We start from the raw sequence: 18,819 nt of genomic DNA, 5'->3' as shown, positions 1-18,819 counted from the left end.
TTCTTCGTGAGGACCCTCACATGTTTGACTTCTCAACGGTGATTGACCGACATGGCACCTGGTGCACCCAGTGGGACTATGTTGCCGACCGCTTCGGCGACGCTGACCTGCTGCCGTTCACCATCTCGGATATGGATTTTGCCACCGCCCCCTGCATTCTCGACGCGCTCAGCAAGCGTTTATCTCACGGCGTATTTGGCTACAGCCGCTGGAAGAACGACGAGTTTTTACCGGCTATTGCCCACTGGTATGCCCACCGCTTTCACAGCACCATCGACACCAACAGCATCGTCTACGGGCCATCGGTGATTTACATGGTCGCCGAGATGATTCGTCAGTGGTCAGCCCCCGGCGACGGCATTGTGGTTCACACGCCGGCCTACGATGCCTTCTTTAAAACGATTGAAGGCAATCAGCGCGAAGTGGTAGGCGTTCCGCTTCATCAACGCGACGGCCAGTGGTTCTGCGATATGAACGTGCTGGAGGCCGCGCTATCGCAGCCGCAAAACCGCATCCTGCTGCTGTGCAGCCCGCAAAACCCAACCGGTAAAGTCTGGACCCGTGAAGAACTGCAAACGATGGCGGCGCTGTGCGCAAAACACAACGTTCGGGTGATCAGCGATGAAATTCACATGGACATGACGTGGGACGGTCATCGCCATATCCCGTGGTGCGACGTCGCACAAGGGCCGTGGGCGCTGTTCACCTCCGGCTCCAAAAGCTTCAATATTCCGGCTTTTACCGGCGCATACGGGCTGATCGACGACGAAGGCGCACGCAATGATTATCTCAACGCATTAAAAAGCCGTGACGGCCTCTCCTCGCCGTCCGTTCCCGCACTGGTCGCGCATATTGCCGCCTATCGGCACGGCGAACCGTGGCTGGACGCGTTGCGTGATTATTTGTTGGGCAATATGCGCTATATCCAGCAAACGCTTAACGCAGCGTTTCCGGCGCTACAGTGGCAAGCTCCGCAGGCAACTTATCTGGCATGGATTGATTTACGCCCGCTCAATATTGACGATCGTGCGCTGCAGGATGTGCTGATCAAACAGCAAAAAGTGGCGATAATGCCCGGCTACACCTACGGTAATGAAGGCAACGGCTTCATTCGCCTCAACGCGGGGTGCCCGCGCGTGAAGCTTGAGCAAGGCGTGGAACGCCTGATTGCCGCTATCCGCACTCTGCACTAATCCCATCGCGCAACGTCGCCCGGCGTTGCGTATTTTCTCGCGCTACACACCGTGCAGCAAAATCTCGTAGGGCGCAAAAGCCTCGGCATATTGCTGACGTACGCTTTCCTCGACCACCAGCACGTCTATTTGCCGACAGCCGGCGACCACGTAGCGCGCGACGGCGGGAATTTTATCGGCCGTCAATCCAACAATAATTTCGCTACATTGCGGGATAACCGCTTTCTTGAATGCGCAGTCTGCATAGTCGAATCCGGTCAGCCCCGACTCCGGAGCCATGGCACAGCCGCCAATAAACCCCTGATCGAAAAGAATGTCGTTGACCTGCGCCAGCGCCGCGGCCCCGACGCTGCCACCGCTGCTGCGCTGGATCCCGCCGCCTAACATGATCACCTCACAGCGCGGCTTTTTAAGCAGCGCGCAGGCGATTTCCGGCGAATTGGTCACTGCCGTCAGAACCAACGTGTCGTCAATCGCCTCAGCCAGCGCCAGATTGGTGGTACCGGAATCAATAAACACGCAGCTATTGGGTTTGATAAGTTGTGCACATTTATGCGCGATGATGCTCTTTACATCCGCCTTTTGTGTTTTTCGTTCAATAAAGCTACCGGTATCAGGCAGCGTCGCGACAGCGCCGCCGTAAACCTTCTTACACACGCCTTCCTTACTCAGTTCATGTAAATCACGGCGAATAGTGTGTTCAGACACCCCCAACTGCACGGCTAGTTCAGCACAAACAACCCGGCCTTGCTGCCCGAGCGCCTGGCGAATCAAGGCTTGTCGTTGATCCGGAAAAGCTGCATAATCGAGCATGAAATTACCTTTAATCATTAAACCGAGCAATAATAAGCATAATCGTGCATTGCAACAGTGGCTGTCAACCCGCCCTGACTTTCGCCGTTGCGTACGTTAAAACCTTCTGGAGATCGGACATGAAAATTGCACACGTTGCGCTTTGGACGCAGGCGCTGGAAGCACAGGCGCGTTTTTGGGTGACGTTTTTTGACGGGAAAATCAACGAGAAGTACCGCAGCAAAACGAACCCGGGGTTCGAGTCATACTTTGTGACCGTCAATGAATCCATTGCCATCGAGTTGATGAGCAAACCCGGGCTACAGATTGCGCAGCCCGATAACAACACCACCGGATGGGTACATCTGGCGATTTCGGTCGGCAGCAAGGAGGCCGTTGATGCGCTGGCGGCGCGCGCAGCGGAGCTGCATATTCTGGTCTCCCCCCCACGTACCACCGGCGACGGATATTATGAAGCGGTGATTAAAGATCCGGACGGTAATCTTATCGAGATCGTCGCCTGATACCGTGGGATGTTCGCCAGCGCGCGATGATTGATACGTAAAAAATCTGCATAGTGAGATACAGAGATTAAAATGCCGGTCGGAAAACGGTAGATGGATTGCCGTCATTGTTTTCAGGGGACGGAAGGCGAAAAATATCTGACGAGATAACGGTTCCCCCCCACATGACGCAGACGGTCGTATGGCGGCTTATACTTGTTTTTATTTTAAGTACCCCGTTTTTGCGGCCAGACTTTCTTTATCAAAGTTAAGGTGTGCTTAAGGTTGTTTATTGATAATCAATCATCACATATTAAAAGGACATCACCGTGAAAAGAACCTTCGCCAAAAGCCAGATCCTGATGCACTGGCTCGTCCTGATCCTGATTATCATCGCCTATGCCGCCATGGAGCTGAAAGGCTTTGCCCCTAAAGGCAGCCCAGCCCGCGCAACAATAGCGTTAATCCACTACACGGCGGGGCTGAGCGTTTTGTTGTTGATGCTGGTCAGAGTGGTGTTAAAAATCACCCACCGCGACCCTGAAATTACCCCCACGCCGCCGCGCTGGCAGATTGCGGCCTCAAAGTCCGTGCACGGGTTGCTCTATTTAATGTTTCTCGCCTTGCCGTTCCTGGGAATAGCCTCGTTGTATTTCGGCCAGGTGGCATGGTCCTTTTTTGGTATCGCCCTACCGGTTGCCGCAGTCCCGAATCAAGATATTCAGCACAATTTAAAAGAGTGGCATGAATTAATTGCCAACGCGGGTTATTTTTTAATTGGTCTGCACGCGCTGGCGGCCTTATTCCACCATTACATCATGCGTGATAATACGCTGCTGAGAATGCTGCCCATATCAAGCCACAAAAAATAACGACAAACCGGGTTAGACACGACGGTCAACGGGCTGGAATCTGCGGCCCGTTGACCTGAAAGCCGCAAAATACACACTGCTAAAAATTCATCGTCGTACAGCCAAATCCCTGTATCCTCGCAATTTTTTCAATACTTTTAATCAGTTACCTTCCTATGGTATAATGATTTGCACTTTAACTAAAACTCGAGTGCTATCATGATTGATACCAACCTGCCCCTAACTGACGTTCACCGCCATCTCGACGGAAACATTCGCGCCCAAACCATTCTTGATCTCGGCCGCCAGTACAATCTGACGCTGCCTGCGTCTACGCTCGACGCGCTGCTGCCGCACGTTCAGGTCACCAGCAATGAACCCGATCTGGTGAGTTTCCTCAGCAAGCTCGATTGGGGCGTGAAGGTTCTGGCATCATTAGACGCCTGCCGCCGCGTCGCGTACGAGAACGTAGAAGACGCTGCGCGTAATGGCCTGCACTACGTTGAGCTACGTTTTTCCCCGCGTTATATGGCAATGAACCACGGTTTGCCGGTTGACGGTGTGGTTGAAGCGGTGATTGCCGGGGTGAAAGAAGGCTGTCGCGCGTTTAACGTTGATGCGCGCCTGATTGGCATTATGAGTCGCACCTTTGGCGAAGCCGCCTGTGAAGAAGAGCTGAACGCCCTGCTGGCGCACCGCGACGGTATTACCGCCCTCGATCTGGCCGGCGATGAGCTCGGTTTCCCGGGGCATCTGTTCCTGGAACACTTCAGCCGCGCACGCGATGCAGGCTGGCATATTACCGTGCACGCGGGCGAAGCTGCCGGCCCGGAAAGCATCTGGCAGGCGATTCGCGATTTAGGCGCCGAGCGTATCGGTCATGGCGTCAAAGCGGTTCAGGATCCGGCGCTGATGGATTTCCTTGCGGAAAAAGGTATCGGCATCGAATCCTGTCTGACCTCCAATATCCAGACCAGCACCGTACCGTCGTTGGCGCAGCATCCGCTGAAAACGTTCCTCGAGCATGGCGTGCTGGCCAGTCTGAATACGGACGACCCGGCGGTACAGGGCATTGATATCCAGCACGAATACCGCGTGGCGGCACCGGCGGCAGGCCTCACGGCTGCACAAATCCGTCAGGCGCAGATTAACGGGCTGGAGATGGCGTTCCTCTCTGCGGCAGAAAAGCAGGCGCTGATCGCCCGCGTCCAGCGCGGATAACCTGCTCCCCGGCAGCCGCCGCTGCCGGGGTCTTTATTACCGTTTCGTTAGACCAGCGCCAGCGCCGCGCGATGTTTCGCCGATTCGATACCCAGCTCAATCAGCTCCATAATCTGAATCGCCTGGCCCGCCGGTACCGGGTTTTCGCCGATTCCGTTAAGCGCATCACGAATGCCCGCGTAGTATGCCGGATAGTTACCCGGCAGCGTCAGCCAGTTCTCTTCTACCCGCGTTTCCCCGTCAACCGTCGTCAGGATACCGTCTCGCATATCATAGCCCCAGTCGGCCTGCGGCAGACGTTCGCCGCTTTTCAGCCTATCTTCCTGCGGATCGAGGCCAAATTTCACATAACTGGCCTGCGAGCCATGTACGATGTAGCGCGCCGTTTCCGCCGCCGCCAGCAGCGTGCCGTGCAGCACCACGCGACGCTGCGGCCAGGTCAATACGGCATGAAAGTAGTCGGTGGCCTGCGCACCCGGGCGCAGCTGACCGAGATCGACATACAGGCTGTGCGGCAGGCCAAACAGATTGACCGCCTGATCCAGCAGATGAGGGCCCAAATCGTACCAGATACCGCTACCGAGCCCGGCCTGCTCGCGCCAGCGCGCGCGCACCTGCGGACGATAGCGGTCAAAGTGCGACTCAAAGTAAGTGACGTCACCGAGCTTACCTTCATTGATCAGCGCTTTCACCGTCAGAAAATCGCTGTCCCAGCGGCGGTTATGAAATACCGACAGCAGCTTGCCCTGCTGCTTTGCCAGCGCATCCAGCTCGCGAGCCTGTGACAGTGTCACTGTGAAGGGTTTGTCGACCACGACGTTTTTCCCTGCCTCCAGCGCCGCTTTCGCCAACGGATAGTGCGTATCGTTAGGCGTAGGAATCACGACCAGATCAATGCTGGGGTCGTGGAACAGCGCCTGAGGATCGGAGACCACGCTGACCGTAGGCCAATCTGCGTGAACCTTACCGGCATCGCTGCTTGAGACAGCCGCCAGCGTCATCCCCGGCGTGCCGCAGATGAGCGGCGCATGAAACGTTTTACTGGCATAGCCATAGCCCACGAGTCCAACGCGGATTGAGTCACTCATATTTGCAGCCTCACTGGTGAAGTTTAAGGGGGCATTTTGATTTTGTAATCGATTTCTTATTTGACCTCATCTGGCGATAATGCACAACACTTTAATAACATTATGGCTTGCCTCCCCGAGAATCGATTAAAAAAACAACGCCCGTGGAATCGATCCCGCTGAAAACTTGCGTTGTGGCATGAGCGCGCTAATATCCTGGTCTGGCGTTACTTCTCAATGGATTGTTAAATAAATTTCATGAATTCTGTATTGTCTCGTATTGTTGAATTAATTGGTTGGGTTGTTCTCGGTTTTTCCGTTCTGCTGTTGTTTATTGCGCACCATATCGACGATTACAAGTCACCGGAGCCCGCCGCTACCGCCACCGTCTCGCTGCAGAAAAAATAAGCCCATCGTGGGAAAAAAGTGATTCGGATCGCATAGATGCAACCGGTTTCTGAAACCGGTTGCAGATGATATTCACTCACTTTACACTCGCCTTATCACACAGATAAGGAGTGTTGTATGTCCGCTTTTCCCCAACATTTTCTCTGGGGTGCTGCTACGGCGGCGTACCAGGTGGAAGGTGCGTATAATGAAGACGGCAAAGGTCCGTCGATCTGGGATGTGTTTTCCCACCAGCCGGGAACGACCTATCAGGGTACCAACGGCGATATCGCCGTCGATCACTACCACCGCGTTAAAGAAGACGTAAAGCTCATGGCCGAAATGGGGCTTCAGAGCTACCGTTTTTCCATTTCATGGCCTCGCCTGCTGCCTGAAGGGCGCGGCACCATCAACGAAGCCGGAGTGAAGTTCTACAGCGATCTGATAGACGACCTGCTGGCCCACGGTATTGAGCCAATGATTACGCTCTACCACTGGGATCTGCCGCAGGCGTTGCAGGACGAGGGCGGCTGGGAAGCACGCTCCACCGCTGAGGCGTTCGAAGAGTACGCGCGGCTGTGCTATTCCCGCTTTGGTTCGCGGGTGCAAAAATGGGCCACCTTTAATGAAACCATCGTTTTTATCGGGCATGGTTATATTACCGGCAGCCATCCGCCGTCCGTGCGTAATCCGGCGCGCGCTATTCAGGCCTGTCATCACGTATTTATTGCCCATGCCATGGCCGTGAAAGCGTTCTGCGGCATGCAAATTAACGGCGAAATCGGCTTCGTTAACGTGCTGCAGCCCCACTCTCCGCTGACGCAAAGCGCAGAAGACATGGCTGCCAGCGAGTTAGCCGACGCGATTCACACCCACTGGTTCTACGACCCGGTATTAAAGGGCTGCTATCCTGCCGAACTGCTGGCACAGTCCCAGGCCCTTTGGGGAGTACCGCGCTTCGCGCCGGGCGATGATGACCTGCTGCGCAATAACCGCTGCGATTTTATCGGCCTGAACTATTACCGCCGCGAAACCGTCTCTTCACAGCCACCAGCAGAAAAAGTCAGCGGTGAACAGGGCGTCGAGGGGCTTTTCTATTTCGTGCGCAATCCACAGAGCGTCTATACCGAATGGGGCTGGGAAATCTGGCCACAGGGGCTGACCGACGGCATTATGATGATCAAGGCGCGCTACGGCGATATTCCGATGTATATCACCGAAAACGGCCTGGGCGCGGTTGACCCGATTATCGACGGAGAAGTGGTCGACGATCCTCGCATCGACTTCCTGCGCGTACATATTGATGCGCTGGAAACCGCCATTGAACAAGGCGCCGACGTGCGCGGGTATTATCCATGGTCGTTTATCGATTTGCTGAGCTGGCTGAACGGTTATAAAAAGCAGTATGGCTTTGTCTATGTCGACCACCAGCAGAACCTGGCGCGTAAGCGTAAGAAAAGCTTCTTCTGGTACAAAGATGTGATCGCCAGCCGCGGCGAACAGCGGTAACCTCAACCTTCTCTCTACAGGGCGTCAATCGGCGCCCTGATTGCATAAAAACGCATTAATTCTGGCGCGAAATCAATAAGCACATTTTCTGTTATTGTAATTCATTCCTATTAGCCAAATAATTAAGAATATCCTATAGAGGGTGAGCCAGATGCGCGCAACCCTCGCTAAAAATGGATGTCGATTAACAACATTGGCTATCAATGCCGCATTAACCGTCGCGTATTCTGCCCGTCTCCGGCGGAAATGACGTGCGGTGTGCCTTAACATTATAATGGATGCCCTCAAATGACCGTTCTGGATTATTTATTAAAGTTCCGCAAAGTCAGTTCGCTGGACAATCTTGAAAAACTTTATGACCACCTTAACTATTCCCTCACCAGTAACGAAGAATTGATCAATATGTATCGCGCCGCCGATCATCGTCGCGCGGAGCTGGTTTCCGGTGGTCGTTTGTACGATGTGGGCCAGGTGCCAAAGAACGTTTGGCGATTCGTGCAATAATAGTTTTTTCCTCAGCGCCAGTTGCTTATACTCCTCGACCTGTATTTTTCCATGCAACACTGGCGCTGATTTTCGGGAGACACAATGTCGGATAATTCTGCAGAACGTATTGGCGGATGGTTACTTGGCCCGCTGGCCTGGCTGCTCGTGCAGCTGTTGAGCATCACCATCACCCTGGCTAAATTTGGTTACGTCCTGCTGACGCCGCACACTCTGGCATTGGTAAAAGAAATGGGCGGCAGTAACATGCTGCTATTAGCCGCGTCGTTCCTGTCGTTTATTGCCATGTGGTATTACACGCTGTGGCTGACCATTGCCTTCTTCAAACGCCGCCGCAACGTTCCTAAACACTACATTATCTGGCTGATGGTTGGCGTACTGCTGGCGGTTAAAGCGTTCGCGTTTTCGCCGATCTCTGACGACCTGGCCGTGCGCCAGCTTCTGCTTCCGCTGTTAGCGGCGGCGCTAATCGTGCCCTACTTCAAACGTTCCCAGCGGGTAAAGCGTACGTTTACGCGTGCGTAATAACCCCACTGTTACCCTGTTGTCGCCCGACGCGCTTTGTCAGATAATAGGTGGCTTTTTTTGTTACAGGTCGAATGATGACTGACTATTTATTGCTCTTTATCGGTACAGTTCTGGTAAATAACTTCGTCCTGGTGAAGTTCCTTGGGCTGTGCCCGTTTATGGGCGTTTCCAAAAAACTGGAAACCGCAATGGGAATGGGGCTGGCGACAACCTTCGTCATGACGCTCGCCTCGATCTGCGCCTGGCTTATCGATACCTGGATTCTTATTCCGCTGGATTTAGTCTACCTGCGCACGCTGGCCTTTATTCTGGTCATCGCCGTGGTTGTCCAGTTCACCGAGATGGTCGTGCGGAAAACCAGCCCCGCGCTGTATCGCCTGCTGGGGATTTTCCTGCCGCTTATCACGACCAACTGCGCCGTGTTGGGCGTGGCGCTGTTGAATATCAACCTTGGCCACAACTTCCTGCAATCCGCGCTGTACGGTTTCTCCGCCGCCGTCGGTTTTTCGCTGGTGATGGTGCTGTTCGCATCGATTCGCGAACGTCTGGTGGTGTCCGACGTGCCGGCCCCGTTCCGCGGCAACGCCATTGCACTAATTACCGCAGGTTTAATGTCGTTGGCCTTTATGGGCTTTAGTGGGTTGGTGAAGTTGTAATGATGACCTTCTGGATTGCTGTCGCTGCGATCAGCCTGCTCGGGCTGATTTTTGGCGTCATTCTCGGGTACGCCTCGCGCCGTTTTGCCGTTGAAGACGACCCGGTCGTAGAAAAAATTGATGAACTGCTGCCGCAAAGCCAATGTGGGCAATGCGGTTATCCCGGCTGCCGCCCGTACGCCGAAGCGGTCAGCAACGGTGAAAAAATCAACTGCTGCGCCCCCGGAGGCGAAGCCGTTATGCTGAAAATCGCTGCCCTGCTGAACGTAGACCCACAGCCGATTGACGGCGACGATGCGGCCCCCGAGCCGGCCCGCATGCTGGCAGTGATTGATGAAGATAACTGCATCGGCTGCACCAAATGCATCCAGGCCTGCCCGGTTGACGCCATTATTGGCGCCACCCGCGCCATGCATACGGTCGTGAGCGATCTGTGTACCGGCTGTAATCTGTGCGTGGCACCGTGCCCGACGCAGTGTATTACGCTGCGCCCGGTAGAGACGACCACCGAAAGCTGGAAATGGGACCTGCAAACGATCCCGGTACGAATTATTCCTGTGGAACACCATGCTTAAGCTATTCTCCGCCTTCAGAAAAGACAAAATCTGGGATTTCGACGGTGGCATTCACCCGCCCGAAATGAAAACGCAGTCTAACGGTACGCCGCTGCGTCAGATTCCGCTCGCCCAGCGTTTTGTGATTCCTCTGAAGCAGCACATTGGCGCCGAAGGTGAACTGTGCGTGCAGCCCGGCGATCGCGTGCTGCGCGGCCAGCCGCTTACCCGCGGCTGGGGCCGTATGCTCCCCGTACACGCGCCGACCTCCGGGACGGTGGTGGCCATTGAGCCGCACGCCACCGCCCATCCGTCCGCCCTGCCGGAAATGAGCGTCATCATTGATGCCGATGGTGAGGACCGCTGGATCGCCCGCGATGGCTGGAACGACTACAAAAACCGCAGCCGCGAAGCGTTGATTGAGCGTATTCATCAGTTTGGCGTCGCCGGCTTAGGCGGCGCGGGTTTCCCGACGGGTAACAAGCTGCGCGGCGGCGGTGACAAAATTGATACACTGATCATTAACGCCGCAGAATGCGAACCGTATATCACCGCAGACGATCGCCTGATGCAGGACTGCGCGGCGCAGATTGTTGAAGGTATTCAGATCCTGGCGCACATCCTGCAGCCGCAGCAGGTGCTGATTGGCATTGAGGACAATAAACCGCAGGCCATTTCGATGATGCGTGCGGTGCTGGCAGGCTGCCACGGTATCAGCCTGCGCGTCATCCCGACGAAATACCCGTCCGGCGGTGCGAAGCAGCTGACGCAGATTCTGACCGGTAAACAGGTGCCCCACGGTGGCCGCTCGTCGGATATTGGCGTACTGATGCAAAACGTGGGTACGGCCTACGCGGTCAAGCGTGCCGTTATTGACGGCGAGCCGTTGACCGAACGCGTCGTCACCCTGACCGGTGAATCGATCAGCATGCCAGGCAACGTGTGGGCGCGTCTCGGCACGCCGGTGAAACATTTGCTTAGCCACGCGGGTTTCTGCCCCGTCAGCGATCAAATGGTGATTATGGGCGGCCCGCTGATGGGCTTTACCCTACCCTGGCTCGATGTGCCGGTAGTCAAAATCACCAACTGCCTGCTAGCGCCATCCCCGTCTGAAATGGGTGAACCGGAAGAAGAAAAGGGCTGCATTCGCTGTAGCGCCTGTGCCGACGCCTGCCCGGCCGACCTGCTGCCACAACAGCTTTACTGGTTCAGTAAAGGTCAACAGCACGATAAAGCGACGGCGCACAATCTCTCGGATTGTATCGAGTGCGGCGCCTGCGCCTGGGTGTGCCCAAGCAGCATTCCACTGGTGCAGTATTTCCGTCAGGAAAAAGCAGAAATTCACGCGATTCGCCAGGAAGAGCAGCGCGCTGCGGAAGCGAAAGCTCGTTTCGAAGCCCGCCAGCAACGTCTCGAACGAGAGAAAATTGCTCGTGAAGAGCGTCATAAGAAAGCCGCCGTTCAGCCTGCCGCTAAAGATCAGGATGCTATCCACGCAGCCCTGGCGCGCGTGCGGGAAAAACAACAGCAGGCAACGCAGCCGATTATCATTCAGTCCGGTGCGCTACCGGACAACAGCGCCGTAGCCGCCGCGCGTGAAGCGCGTAAAGCGCAGGCGCGCGCTGCCCAGGCGGAAAAACGCCTGAATGCGAGTGAAGCGTCAGATCCACGCAAGGCCGCCGTTGAGGCTGCTATTGCACGCGCGAAAGCGCGTAAAGCGCAGGACCCGCTGCCGGAAGCAGCATCGGCCGAAAGCGTCAACGATACCGTCGACCCGCGTAAAGCCGCGGTTGAAGCCGCAATTGCCCGAGCCAAAGCGCGCAAAACCGCCCAGCAGCCGGAAGCGGCGCCTGCCGAAACCGTCAGCGACGCCGTCGACCCGCGCAAAGCCGCGGTTGAAGCCGCGATTGCCCGGGCCAAAGCGCGCAAAGCCGCCCAGCAGCCGGAAGCGGCGCCTGCCGAAACCGTCAGCGACGCCGTCGACCCGCGCAAAACCGCGGTTGAAGCCGCGATTGCCCGAGCCAAAGCGCGCAAAGCCGCCCAGCAGCCGGAAGCGGCGCCTGCTGAAACCGTCAGCGACGCCGTCGACCCACGTAAAGCCGCGGTTGAAGCCGCGATTGCCCGGGCTAAAGCGCGCAAAGCCGCCCAACAGGACGTCAGCGAAGCTGCCGCCAATGACGACCCACGCAAAGCCGCCGTTGCCGCTGCTATTGCCCGTGTTCAAGCCCGGAAAGCCGCTCAGGCCGTTAACGAGGATTAAATGGTTTTCAAGATCGCGAGTTCCCCTTATACCCATAACCATCGCCAGACCTCTCGTATCATGATGCTGGTGATCGTCGCCGCACTGCCCGGCATTCTGGTGCAGAGCTGGTTTTTTGGTTGGGGAACCTTTATACAGCTCATCCTCGCTATCGTTGCTGCCTGCCTCGCAGAAGCGCTGGTACTGCGTCTGCGTAGGCAGAATATCGCCCGGACGCTAGCCGATAACTCGGCGTTGCTAACCGGCCTGCTGCTGGCCATCAGTATTCCCCCCTTCGCCCCGTGGTGGATGGTGGTGCTGGGGACCGTCTTTGCAGTGATCATCGCCAAGCAGCTGTACGGCGGGCTGGGTCAGAATCCGTTTAACCCGGCAATGATTGGCTACGTGGTGTTGCTGATCTCTTTCCCCGTACAGATGACATCCTGGCCGCCACCGCACGGGATTGCCGCCGTGACGCCGGGGTTTATGGATGCGCTGCAGGTGATTTTCACTGGCCATACGACGGCGGGTCAGGATATGAACGCGCTGAAGCTGGGCATTGACGGTATCAGTCAGGCCACGCCGCTCGACACCTTCAAAACCTCACTTCATGCCGGTCAGCCGGTCGAAACCGTTCTCAACGCCGCCATTTATCACGGTGCGCTGGCCGGTATTGGCTGGCAATGGGTGAATGTCGCTTATCTGGTCGGCGGCCTGTTCCTGCTCTGGCAGAAAGCGATTCGCTGGCATATTCCGGTCAGTTTCCTGGTCAGTCTGGCCTTCTGTTCAACGCTCGGGTGGCTGCTGCATCCGGAAAGCGTCGCCTCGCCGCAGATGCATCTGCTGTCAGGGGCAACCATGCTCGGTGCCTTCTTTATTCTGACTGATCCGGTAACGGCATCCACCACCAACCGCGGGCGCCTGATCTTTGGCGCGCTGGCGGGCCTGCTGGTATGGCTGATTCGCAGCTTCGGCGGCTACCCTGACGGCGTGGCCTTTGCCGTGCTGCTGGCCAATATCACCGTGCCGCTGATCGACTACTACACGCGCCCGCGCGTTTACGGACACCGCTGAGGATTGAGATGTTAAAAACCATGCGCAAACACGGTGTGACGCTGGCGCTGTTCGCGGCGGGCTCAACCGGGCTTACGGCGGCCATCAACCAGTTGACGAAGCACACCATTGACGATCAGGCTGAAAAGCAGCAAAACGCGCTGTTCCAGCAGGTGATCCCCGCCGACAGCTATAATAATTCACTGCTGAAAAGCTGCTTTGTGGTGAACGCTCCCGAGCTGGGTAAAGGTACGCACAAAGTTTACATCGCTCGCCTGGACGATAAACCGGTTGCCGCCGTGCTGGAAGCCACCGCGCCGGACGGTTACTCCGGGGCAATCCAGCTGTTGGTTGGTGCCGATTTTAACGGTACCGTTCTTGGGACCCGGGTAACCGAGCACCATGAAACACCCGGCCTCGGTGATAAAATCGAGCTACGCCTCTCCAACTGGATAACCTTCTTTGCTGGCAAAAAAATCGCGGGTGCAGATGACGGTCAGTGGGCGGTGAAAAAGGACGGTGGCCAGTTCGACCAGTTTACCGGCGCGACGATTACCCCACGCGCGGTGGTCAACGCAGTTAAACGCGCAGGGCTGTATGCTGAAACCCTACCGAATCAACTTTCACAACTGCAAGCCTGCGGAGAGTAAATCATGAGCGAGGTTAAAGAAGTTATCGTCCAGGGGCTCTGGAAGAACAACTCCGCATTGGTTCAGCTTTTAGGCATGTGTCCGCTGCTGGCGGTCACCTCAACCGCCACAAATGCGCTGGGTCTGGGTCTGGCGACCACGCTGGTGCTCACCCTGACCAACCTGGCTATCTCCAGCCTGCGTCGCTGGACGCCGGCGGAGATTCGTATTCCTATTTACGTCATGATCATTGCCTCAGTGGTCAGCGCCGTACAGATGCTGATTAACGCCTATGCGTTTGGCCTTTATCAGTCTCTGGGGATCTTTATTCCACTGATTGTGACCAACTGCATTGTCGTTGGCCGCGCCGAAGCCTTTGCGGCGAAGAAGGGCCCGGCGCTGTCGGCGCTCGATGGTTTCGCAATCGGCATGGGAGCTACCTGCACCATGTTTGTGCTGGGTTCTCTGCGCGAGCTGCTCGGCAACGGTACCTTGTTCGACGGGGCCGATGGTCTGCTCGGCGGCTGGGCAAAAGCGCTGCGCATTGAAGTTTTCCATACCGACACCCCTTTCCTGCTGGCTATGCTGCCGCCGGGCGCGTTTATCGGCCTGGGCATGCTGCTGGCAATCAAATACCTGATTGATGAACGGACGAAACAACGACGCGCGCAGGCCGCTACGGCGGAAGGCGCGAGCGTTGAAACGGCAGAGAAAGCCTGATGAACAAAGCCAAACGCCTGGAGATTTTGAGCCGCCTGCGGGACAACAACCCGCATCCGACCACTGAACTGAATTTTACCTCACCGTTTGAACTGCTGATTGCGGTTCTGCTGTCGGCACAGGCGACCGACGTCAGCGTCAACAAAGCCACGGCCAAGCTCTACCCGGTGGCCAACACACCGCAGGCAATGCTGGATCTCGGCGTTGACGGCGTGAAGCAATACATTAAAACCATCGGTCTGTTTAACAGCAAGGCAGAAAACGTCATCAAGACCTGTCGTATGCTGCTGGCGCTGCACGACGGTCAGGTACCGGAAGATCGCGCTGCGCTGGAAGCGCTGCCGGGCGTGGGCCGAAAAACGGCCAACGTGGTCCTCAACACCGCGTTTGGCTGGCCGACAATAGCCGTCGACACGCATATTTTCCGCGTCTGCAATCGGACAAACTTCGCACCGGGTAAAAACGTCGAACAGGTTGAAGAGAAGCTGTTAAAGGTTGTCCCTGCCGAGTTCAAGGTTGACTGTCACCACTGGCTGATTCTGCATGGCCGCTACACCTGTATCGCCCGCAAACCACGCTGTGGCTCCTGCATCATCGAAGATCTCTGTGAATACAAAGAGAAAACCGACCCGTAGCGCATTTTTGCGGCGTGGCAAGTCGATGGCACGCCGCCACCCTCTCGCGCCAACCGCAATTAACACCATATATTTATTCAGTATTTGGCATTTATATCGCTTATATAACGATTTTGCAGATTAAATACGTCATCACTAGCGAAAATTTCTATACAAACACTGACATGAACAGCCATGCAACATAATGTTGCATTTATGTTTCTTTACGCACAATCTGCCGTCATCATCACAATGCAACATTTGCAGCCAACAAAACGATCATCCAGCTTTTTTTCAGAATCCAGCCTATATCACTACTTCTAAGCGCGATCAGCAGAAGATATCGTTATATCCCACAGTTTCCCGCCCAATACCAGAAGAAAAAACCATCTATTTTTAAAGCGTGAAATTTAACGCTAAATAACATTTGCAAAGATGGTCGTTTGTGCCAGTCTTTTTATTTGTAACAGAGTATTGCAAAATCCTTGTTTGCAGGCGCAGGATAGTGAACATTACTTCCCGTTTCCCTCCAGAATAACTATAAGGCGGGTGCCAAAAAGAGCATCTCCGCCCAGTACACCCCCCATTAAGATGGGATGTAAATAAGAGGTATATGTGTCTACTGCAAACAATAAACCAACGGAAAGCGTTAGCTTAAACGCCTTCAAACAGCCTAAAGCGTTCTATCTCATTTTCTCCATCGAGTTATGGGAGCGTTTCGGCTTCTACGGCCTGCAAGGCATTATGGCCGTTTATCTGGTGAAACAGCTGGGTATGTCTGAAGCAGACTCCATTACGCTGTTCTCCTCCTTCAGTGCTCTGGTCTACGGTCTGGTTGCCATCGGCGGCTGGCTGGGCGACAAAGTACTGGGCACCAAGCGCGTTATTATGCTGGGGGCCGTGGTCCTCGCTATCGGCTACGCTTTAGTGGCGTGGTCAGGGCACGACGCCGGTATCGTCTATATGGGTATGGCGGCTATCGCTGTGGGTAACGGCCTGTTCAAAGCCAACCCGTCCTCTCTGCTGTCTACCTGCTATGCCAAAGACGACCCGCGTCTGGACGGTGCATTCACCATGTACTACATGTCCGTCAACATCGGTTCGTTCTTCTCTATGCTGGCAACCCCGTGGCTGGCGGCCAAATACGGCTGGAGCACCGCATTCGCACTGAGCGTTGTGGGTATGCTGATCACCGTAGTGAACTTCGCCTTCTGCCAGCGCTGGGTGAAACAGTACGGTTCTAAACCTGACTTCGAGCCGGTTAACTTCCGTAACCTGCTGCTGACCATCGTAGGCGTGGTTATTCTGGTTGCCGTTGCCACCTGGCTGCTGCACAACCAGGGCATCGCACGTATGGTTCTGGGCGTGATCGCGCTGGGCATCGTGATTATCTTTGGTAAAGAAACTTTCGCGATGTCCGGTGCGCCGCGTCGTAAAATGATTGTGGCCTTTATCCTGATGCTCGAAGCCATCATCTTCTTCGTGCTGTACAGCCAGATGCCGACGTCGCTGAACTTCTTCGCGATTCGTAACGTTGAGCACACCATTCTGGGCATCGCGTTCGAGCCGGAACAGTATCAGGCGCTGAACCCGTTCTGGATTATTATCGGTAGCCCGATTCTGGCCGCTATCTATAACAAAATGGGTGATACCCTGCCGATGCCAACCAAGTTTGCCATAGGTATGGTGTTGTGTTCCGGTGCGTTCCTGATTCTGCCGCTGGGGGCAAAATTCGCCTCTGACGCTGGTATCGTCTCCGTGAACTGGCTGATCATCAGCTACGGCCTGCAGAGCATCGGTGAACTGATGATCTCCGGTCTGGGCCTGGCGATGGTGGCACAGCTGGTACCGCAACGTCTGATGGGCTTCATCATGGGTAGCTGGTTCCTGACCACTGCCGGCGCAAACATCATTGGCGGCTATGTCGCTGGCATGATGGCAGTACCGGAAAATGTGACCGATCCGCTGATGTCGCTGGAAGTATACGGCCGCGTGTTCCTGCAGATTGGCGTCGCGACTGCCGTGATTGCCGTACTGATGCTGCTGACCGCACCTAAGCTGAACCGCATGACTCAGGACGACTCAAAAGCAACTGCTGAAGGTAAAGTCGCTTCCGCCTAACGTCATCGGGAAACGAATAATTTTGGGCCGCTAACTGCTGTTAGCGGCTTTTTTTTTCTTACCGCAAGCACTAACATACCTTCATATCTATTGGTGCCCTTCTGCCAGTAGAGAACAAAAATAATCATAGTCTGAAGGAGTTACCCATGAAATTGTTCTATAAACCCGGCGCCTGTTCCCTCGCATCGCATATCACGCTTCGGGAGAGCGGAAAGGACTTTACGCTGATTGGCGTCGATCTGATGCACAAACGTATGGAAAACGGTGACGATTTCCTGGCGGTCAACCCGAAAGGCCAGGTTCCGGCGCTGCTGCTGGACGATAACACTCTGCTGACCGAAGGCGTGGCGATCATGCAGTACCTCGCGGATAGCGTAGCCGACCGCCAGCTGCTGGCACCGGTTGGCACCATCAACCGCTACAAAACGCTGGAGTGGATGAACTTCATCGCTACCGAGCTGCACAAAGGCTTTACTCCGCTGTTCCGTCCAGACACTCCGGAAGACTACAAACCAACGGTACGTGCGCTGCTGGATAAAAAACTGGCCTACATCGATGAGTCGCTGGCTGGCGCACAGTGGATCAGCGGCGCTCGCTTCACGATTGCCGATGCCTACCTGTTTACCGTGCTGCGCTGGGCGTTTGCTGTGAAGATGGATATGGCGGGATACAAAAATATTGCCGACTATATGGCGCGCGTTGCAGCGCGTCCGGCAGTCGCGGCGGCACTGGCCGCAGAAGGTCTGAAGTAATATCCCACGCCGGCTCGATAAGAGAGCCGGCGCTTTTACGCCGCAATCCGGCGCTGCCGACTACAGCTGAGTGGCGCTAAAGTGGCAGGTTGGTTTAGCAATACCATCCTGCGCGGCAACAACCTGCAGTTCGTACTCGCCCATCTCTTTCGTTGTAACCATGATTTCGTACACCGCTGCGGTGACATGCTCCAGCGCATCCTGCAGCGAAGCCCCCTGTAGCAGTTTGACCAGCAGCAGCCCGCTGGTCACATCACCAACACCCACCGGGTGGCGTGCGCCAAAATCAATCAGCGGACGGCTGATGTGCCAGGCTTCATCAGCGGTGACCAGCAGCATTTCGAAACGGTCCGCGCTGTAGCCCGCACGCGCCAGATGTTTCACCAGCACAATTTGCGGCCCCAGGGAGATAAGCTCGCGCGCCGCCTGCACGGCGCCGTTAACGTCCTGCACATCATGACCGCAAAGGATCTCCAGCTCAATCAGGTTCGGGGCGATGATGTCGCTTGCCGGCAGCGCATAACGCTTGTGGAATTCCGCCACGCCCGGCGCAACGATACACCCTTTTTCCGGATGCCCCATCACCGGATCGCAAAAGTATTTTGCCTGCGGATTGGCCGCTTTTACCTGACGTACGACGCCAAGAATATGTTCACCCTGCTCTGCGGACCCGAGATAGCCGCTCAGCACGGCGTCACAGCGTTTCAACTGATCGATAGCCGCAATACCCTGCACTATCTCCGTAAGGTGCGCAGGCGGCATCACGCAGCCCGTCCATTGGCCATACTGCGTATGGTTGGAGAACTGCACCGTATTTAGCGGCCAGACGTTCGCGCCAAGACGGCGCATAGGAAATTCGGCGGCGCTGTTGCCCGCATGCCCGAAAACAACGTGGGATTGAATGGCGAGAATGTTGTTCATTAGTT

Annotated in this window: 20 protein-coding genes; 17 read left to right on the top strand and 3 right to left on the bottom strand. The window is 55.6% G+C overall.

What is annotated here, in order from left to right; all coding sequences use genetic code 11:
- The first annotated feature begins 20 nt into the window (after positions 1-20).
- Positions 21-1,193 (top strand): MalY/PatB family protein, encoded by a 1,173-nt coding sequence (locus H7R56_RS11340; RefSeq protein WP_106926836.1) that lies wholly within the window; start codon positions 21-23, stop codon positions 1,191-1,193.
- A gap of 42 nt (positions 1,194-1,235) precedes the next feature.
- On the opposite strand, the gene H7R56_RS11335 is transcribed toward H7R56_RS11340, so the two are convergent.
- Complete coding sequence (locus H7R56_RS11335; protein WP_106927051.1) at positions 1,236-2,006, bottom strand: DeoR/GlpR family DNA-binding transcription regulator; 771 nt, start codon at positions 2,004-2,006, stop codon at positions 1,236-1,238.
- Between the two features lie 119 nt (positions 2,007-2,125).
- Here H7R56_RS11335 and H7R56_RS11330 point away from each other — a divergent pair, with 119 nt between their 5' ends.
- The 3 genes from H7R56_RS11330 to add all read left to right on the top strand — a co-directional run bounded on the left by H7R56_RS11330 (position 2,126) and on the right by add (position 4,560).
- Positions 2,126-2,509, top strand: a complete 384-nt coding sequence (locus H7R56_RS11330; RefSeq protein ID WP_106926834.1) for a VOC family protein — start codon at positions 2,126-2,128, stop codon at positions 2,507-2,509.
- Between the two features lie 308 nt (positions 2,510-2,817).
- On the top strand, positions 2,818-3,360 hold the full coding sequence (cybB, locus tag H7R56_RS11325) for a cytochrome b561 (protein WP_106926832.1): 543 nt from the start codon (positions 2,818-2,820) through the stop codon (positions 3,358-3,360).
- Between the two features lie 198 nt (positions 3,361-3,558).
- Entirely contained in the window at positions 3,559-4,560 is a 1,002-nt protein-coding gene (gene add / locus H7R56_RS11320) for an adenosine deaminase (protein ID WP_106926830.1), read from the top strand.
- Positions 4,561-4,607: 47 nt separating this feature from the next.
- Here the strand turns inward: add and H7R56_RS11315 are convergent, their stop codons facing one another.
- Positions 4,608-5,648, bottom strand: coding sequence for an oxidoreductase (locus H7R56_RS11315; RefSeq protein WP_106926828.1), 1,041 nt, complete (start codon positions 5,646-5,648; stop codon positions 4,608-4,610).
- A 237-nt stretch (positions 5,649-5,885) separates the two neighbouring features.
- On the opposite strand from H7R56_RS11315, the gene blr reads away from it, so the two are divergent.
- The 13 genes from blr to gstA all read left to right on the top strand — a co-directional run bounded on the left by blr (position 5,886) and on the right by gstA (position 17,893).
- Positions 5,886-6,035: a division septum protein Blr gene (gene blr, locus H7R56_RS11310; RefSeq protein WP_106926826.1), complete on the top strand. Its 150-nt coding sequence runs from the start codon at positions 5,886-5,888 to the stop codon at positions 6,033-6,035.
- Between the two features lie 117 nt (positions 6,036-6,152).
- Positions 6,153-7,523 (top strand): GH1 family beta-glucosidase, encoded by a 1,371-nt coding sequence (locus H7R56_RS11305; RefSeq protein WP_106926824.1) that lies wholly within the window; start codon positions 6,153-6,155, stop codon positions 7,521-7,523.
- Between the two features lie 288 nt (positions 7,524-7,811).
- Positions 7,812-8,027, top strand: a complete 216-nt coding sequence (gene ydgT / locus H7R56_RS11300; protein WP_106926822.1) for a transcription modulator YdgT — start codon at positions 7,812-7,814, stop codon at positions 8,025-8,027.
- Between the two features lie 84 nt (positions 8,028-8,111).
- Positions 8,112-8,552, top strand: coding sequence for a DUF2569 domain-containing protein (locus tag H7R56_RS11295; RefSeq protein ID WP_106926820.1), 441 nt, complete (start codon positions 8,112-8,114; stop codon positions 8,550-8,552).
- A 77-nt stretch (positions 8,553-8,629) separates the two neighbouring features.
- Entirely contained in the window at positions 8,630-9,211 is a 582-nt protein-coding gene (rsxA, locus tag H7R56_RS11290) for an electron transport complex subunit RsxA (protein ID WP_064545680.1), read from the top strand.
- The gene (gene rsxB / locus H7R56_RS11285) at positions 9,211-9,786 is read left to right on the top strand and encodes an electron transport complex subunit RsxB (protein ID WP_106926817.1); all 576 of its coding nucleotides are present in this window, start codon (positions 9,211-9,213) and stop codon (positions 9,784-9,786) included. Before rsxA ends, rsxB begins: the two co-directional genes overlap by 1 nt.
- Positions 9,779-12,025, top strand: coding sequence for an electron transport complex subunit RsxC (gene rsxC, locus H7R56_RS11280; protein WP_106926815.1), 2,247 nt, complete (start codon positions 9,779-9,781; stop codon positions 12,023-12,025). The genes rsxB and rsxC overlap by 8 nt, the downstream gene beginning before the upstream one ends.
- A complete protein-coding gene (gene rsxD / locus H7R56_RS11275) occupies positions 12,026-13,078 on the top strand; it encodes an electron transport complex subunit RsxD (protein ID WP_106926813.1) in 1,053 nt (350 codons plus the stop codon).
- 8 nt (positions 13,079-13,086) lie between these two features.
- Complete coding sequence (gene rsxG / locus H7R56_RS11270) at positions 13,087-13,707, top strand: electron transport complex subunit RsxG (RefSeq protein WP_106926811.1); 621 nt, start codon at positions 13,087-13,089, stop codon at positions 13,705-13,707.
- 3 nt (positions 13,708-13,710) lie between these two features.
- The gene (locus tag H7R56_RS11265; RefSeq protein WP_106926809.1) at positions 13,711-14,406 is read left to right on the top strand and encodes an electron transport complex subunit E; all 696 of its coding nucleotides are present in this window, start codon (positions 13,711-13,713) and stop codon (positions 14,404-14,406) included.
- Positions 14,406-15,041 (top strand): endonuclease III, encoded by a 636-nt coding sequence (gene nth / locus H7R56_RS11260; protein WP_106926807.1) that lies wholly within the window; start codon positions 14,406-14,408, stop codon positions 15,039-15,041. The genes H7R56_RS11265 and nth overlap by 1 nt, the downstream gene beginning before the upstream one ends.
- Before the next feature lie 594 nt (positions 15,042-15,635).
- A complete protein-coding gene (gene dtpA, locus H7R56_RS11255; RefSeq protein WP_106926804.1) occupies positions 15,636-17,141 on the top strand; it encodes a dipeptide/tripeptide permease DtpA in 1,506 nt (501 codons plus the stop codon).
- Positions 17,142-17,287: 146 nt separating this feature from the next.
- On the top strand, positions 17,288-17,893 hold the full coding sequence (gstA, locus tag H7R56_RS11250) for a glutathione transferase GstA (RefSeq protein ID WP_106926802.1): 606 nt from the start codon (positions 17,288-17,290) through the stop codon (positions 17,891-17,893).
- A gap of 60 nt (positions 17,894-17,953) precedes the next feature.
- Here the strand turns inward: gstA and pdxY are convergent, their stop codons facing one another.
- Entirely contained in the window at positions 17,954-18,814 is an 861-nt protein-coding gene (gene pdxY / locus H7R56_RS11245; protein ID WP_106926800.1) for a pyridoxal kinase PdxY, read from the bottom strand.
- Between the last annotated feature and the right edge of the window lie 5 nt (positions 18,815-18,819).

It is taken from the genome of Klebsiella sp. WP3-W18-ESBL-02 (genome assembly GCF_014168815.1).
Classification (GTDB): Bacteria; Pseudomonadota; Gammaproteobacteria; order Enterobacterales; family Enterobacteriaceae; genus Kluyvera; species Kluyvera ascorbata_B.
The sequence above is the reverse complement of the archived record's forward strand: the minus strand, read 5'-3'. Positions and strand labels throughout refer to the sequence as shown.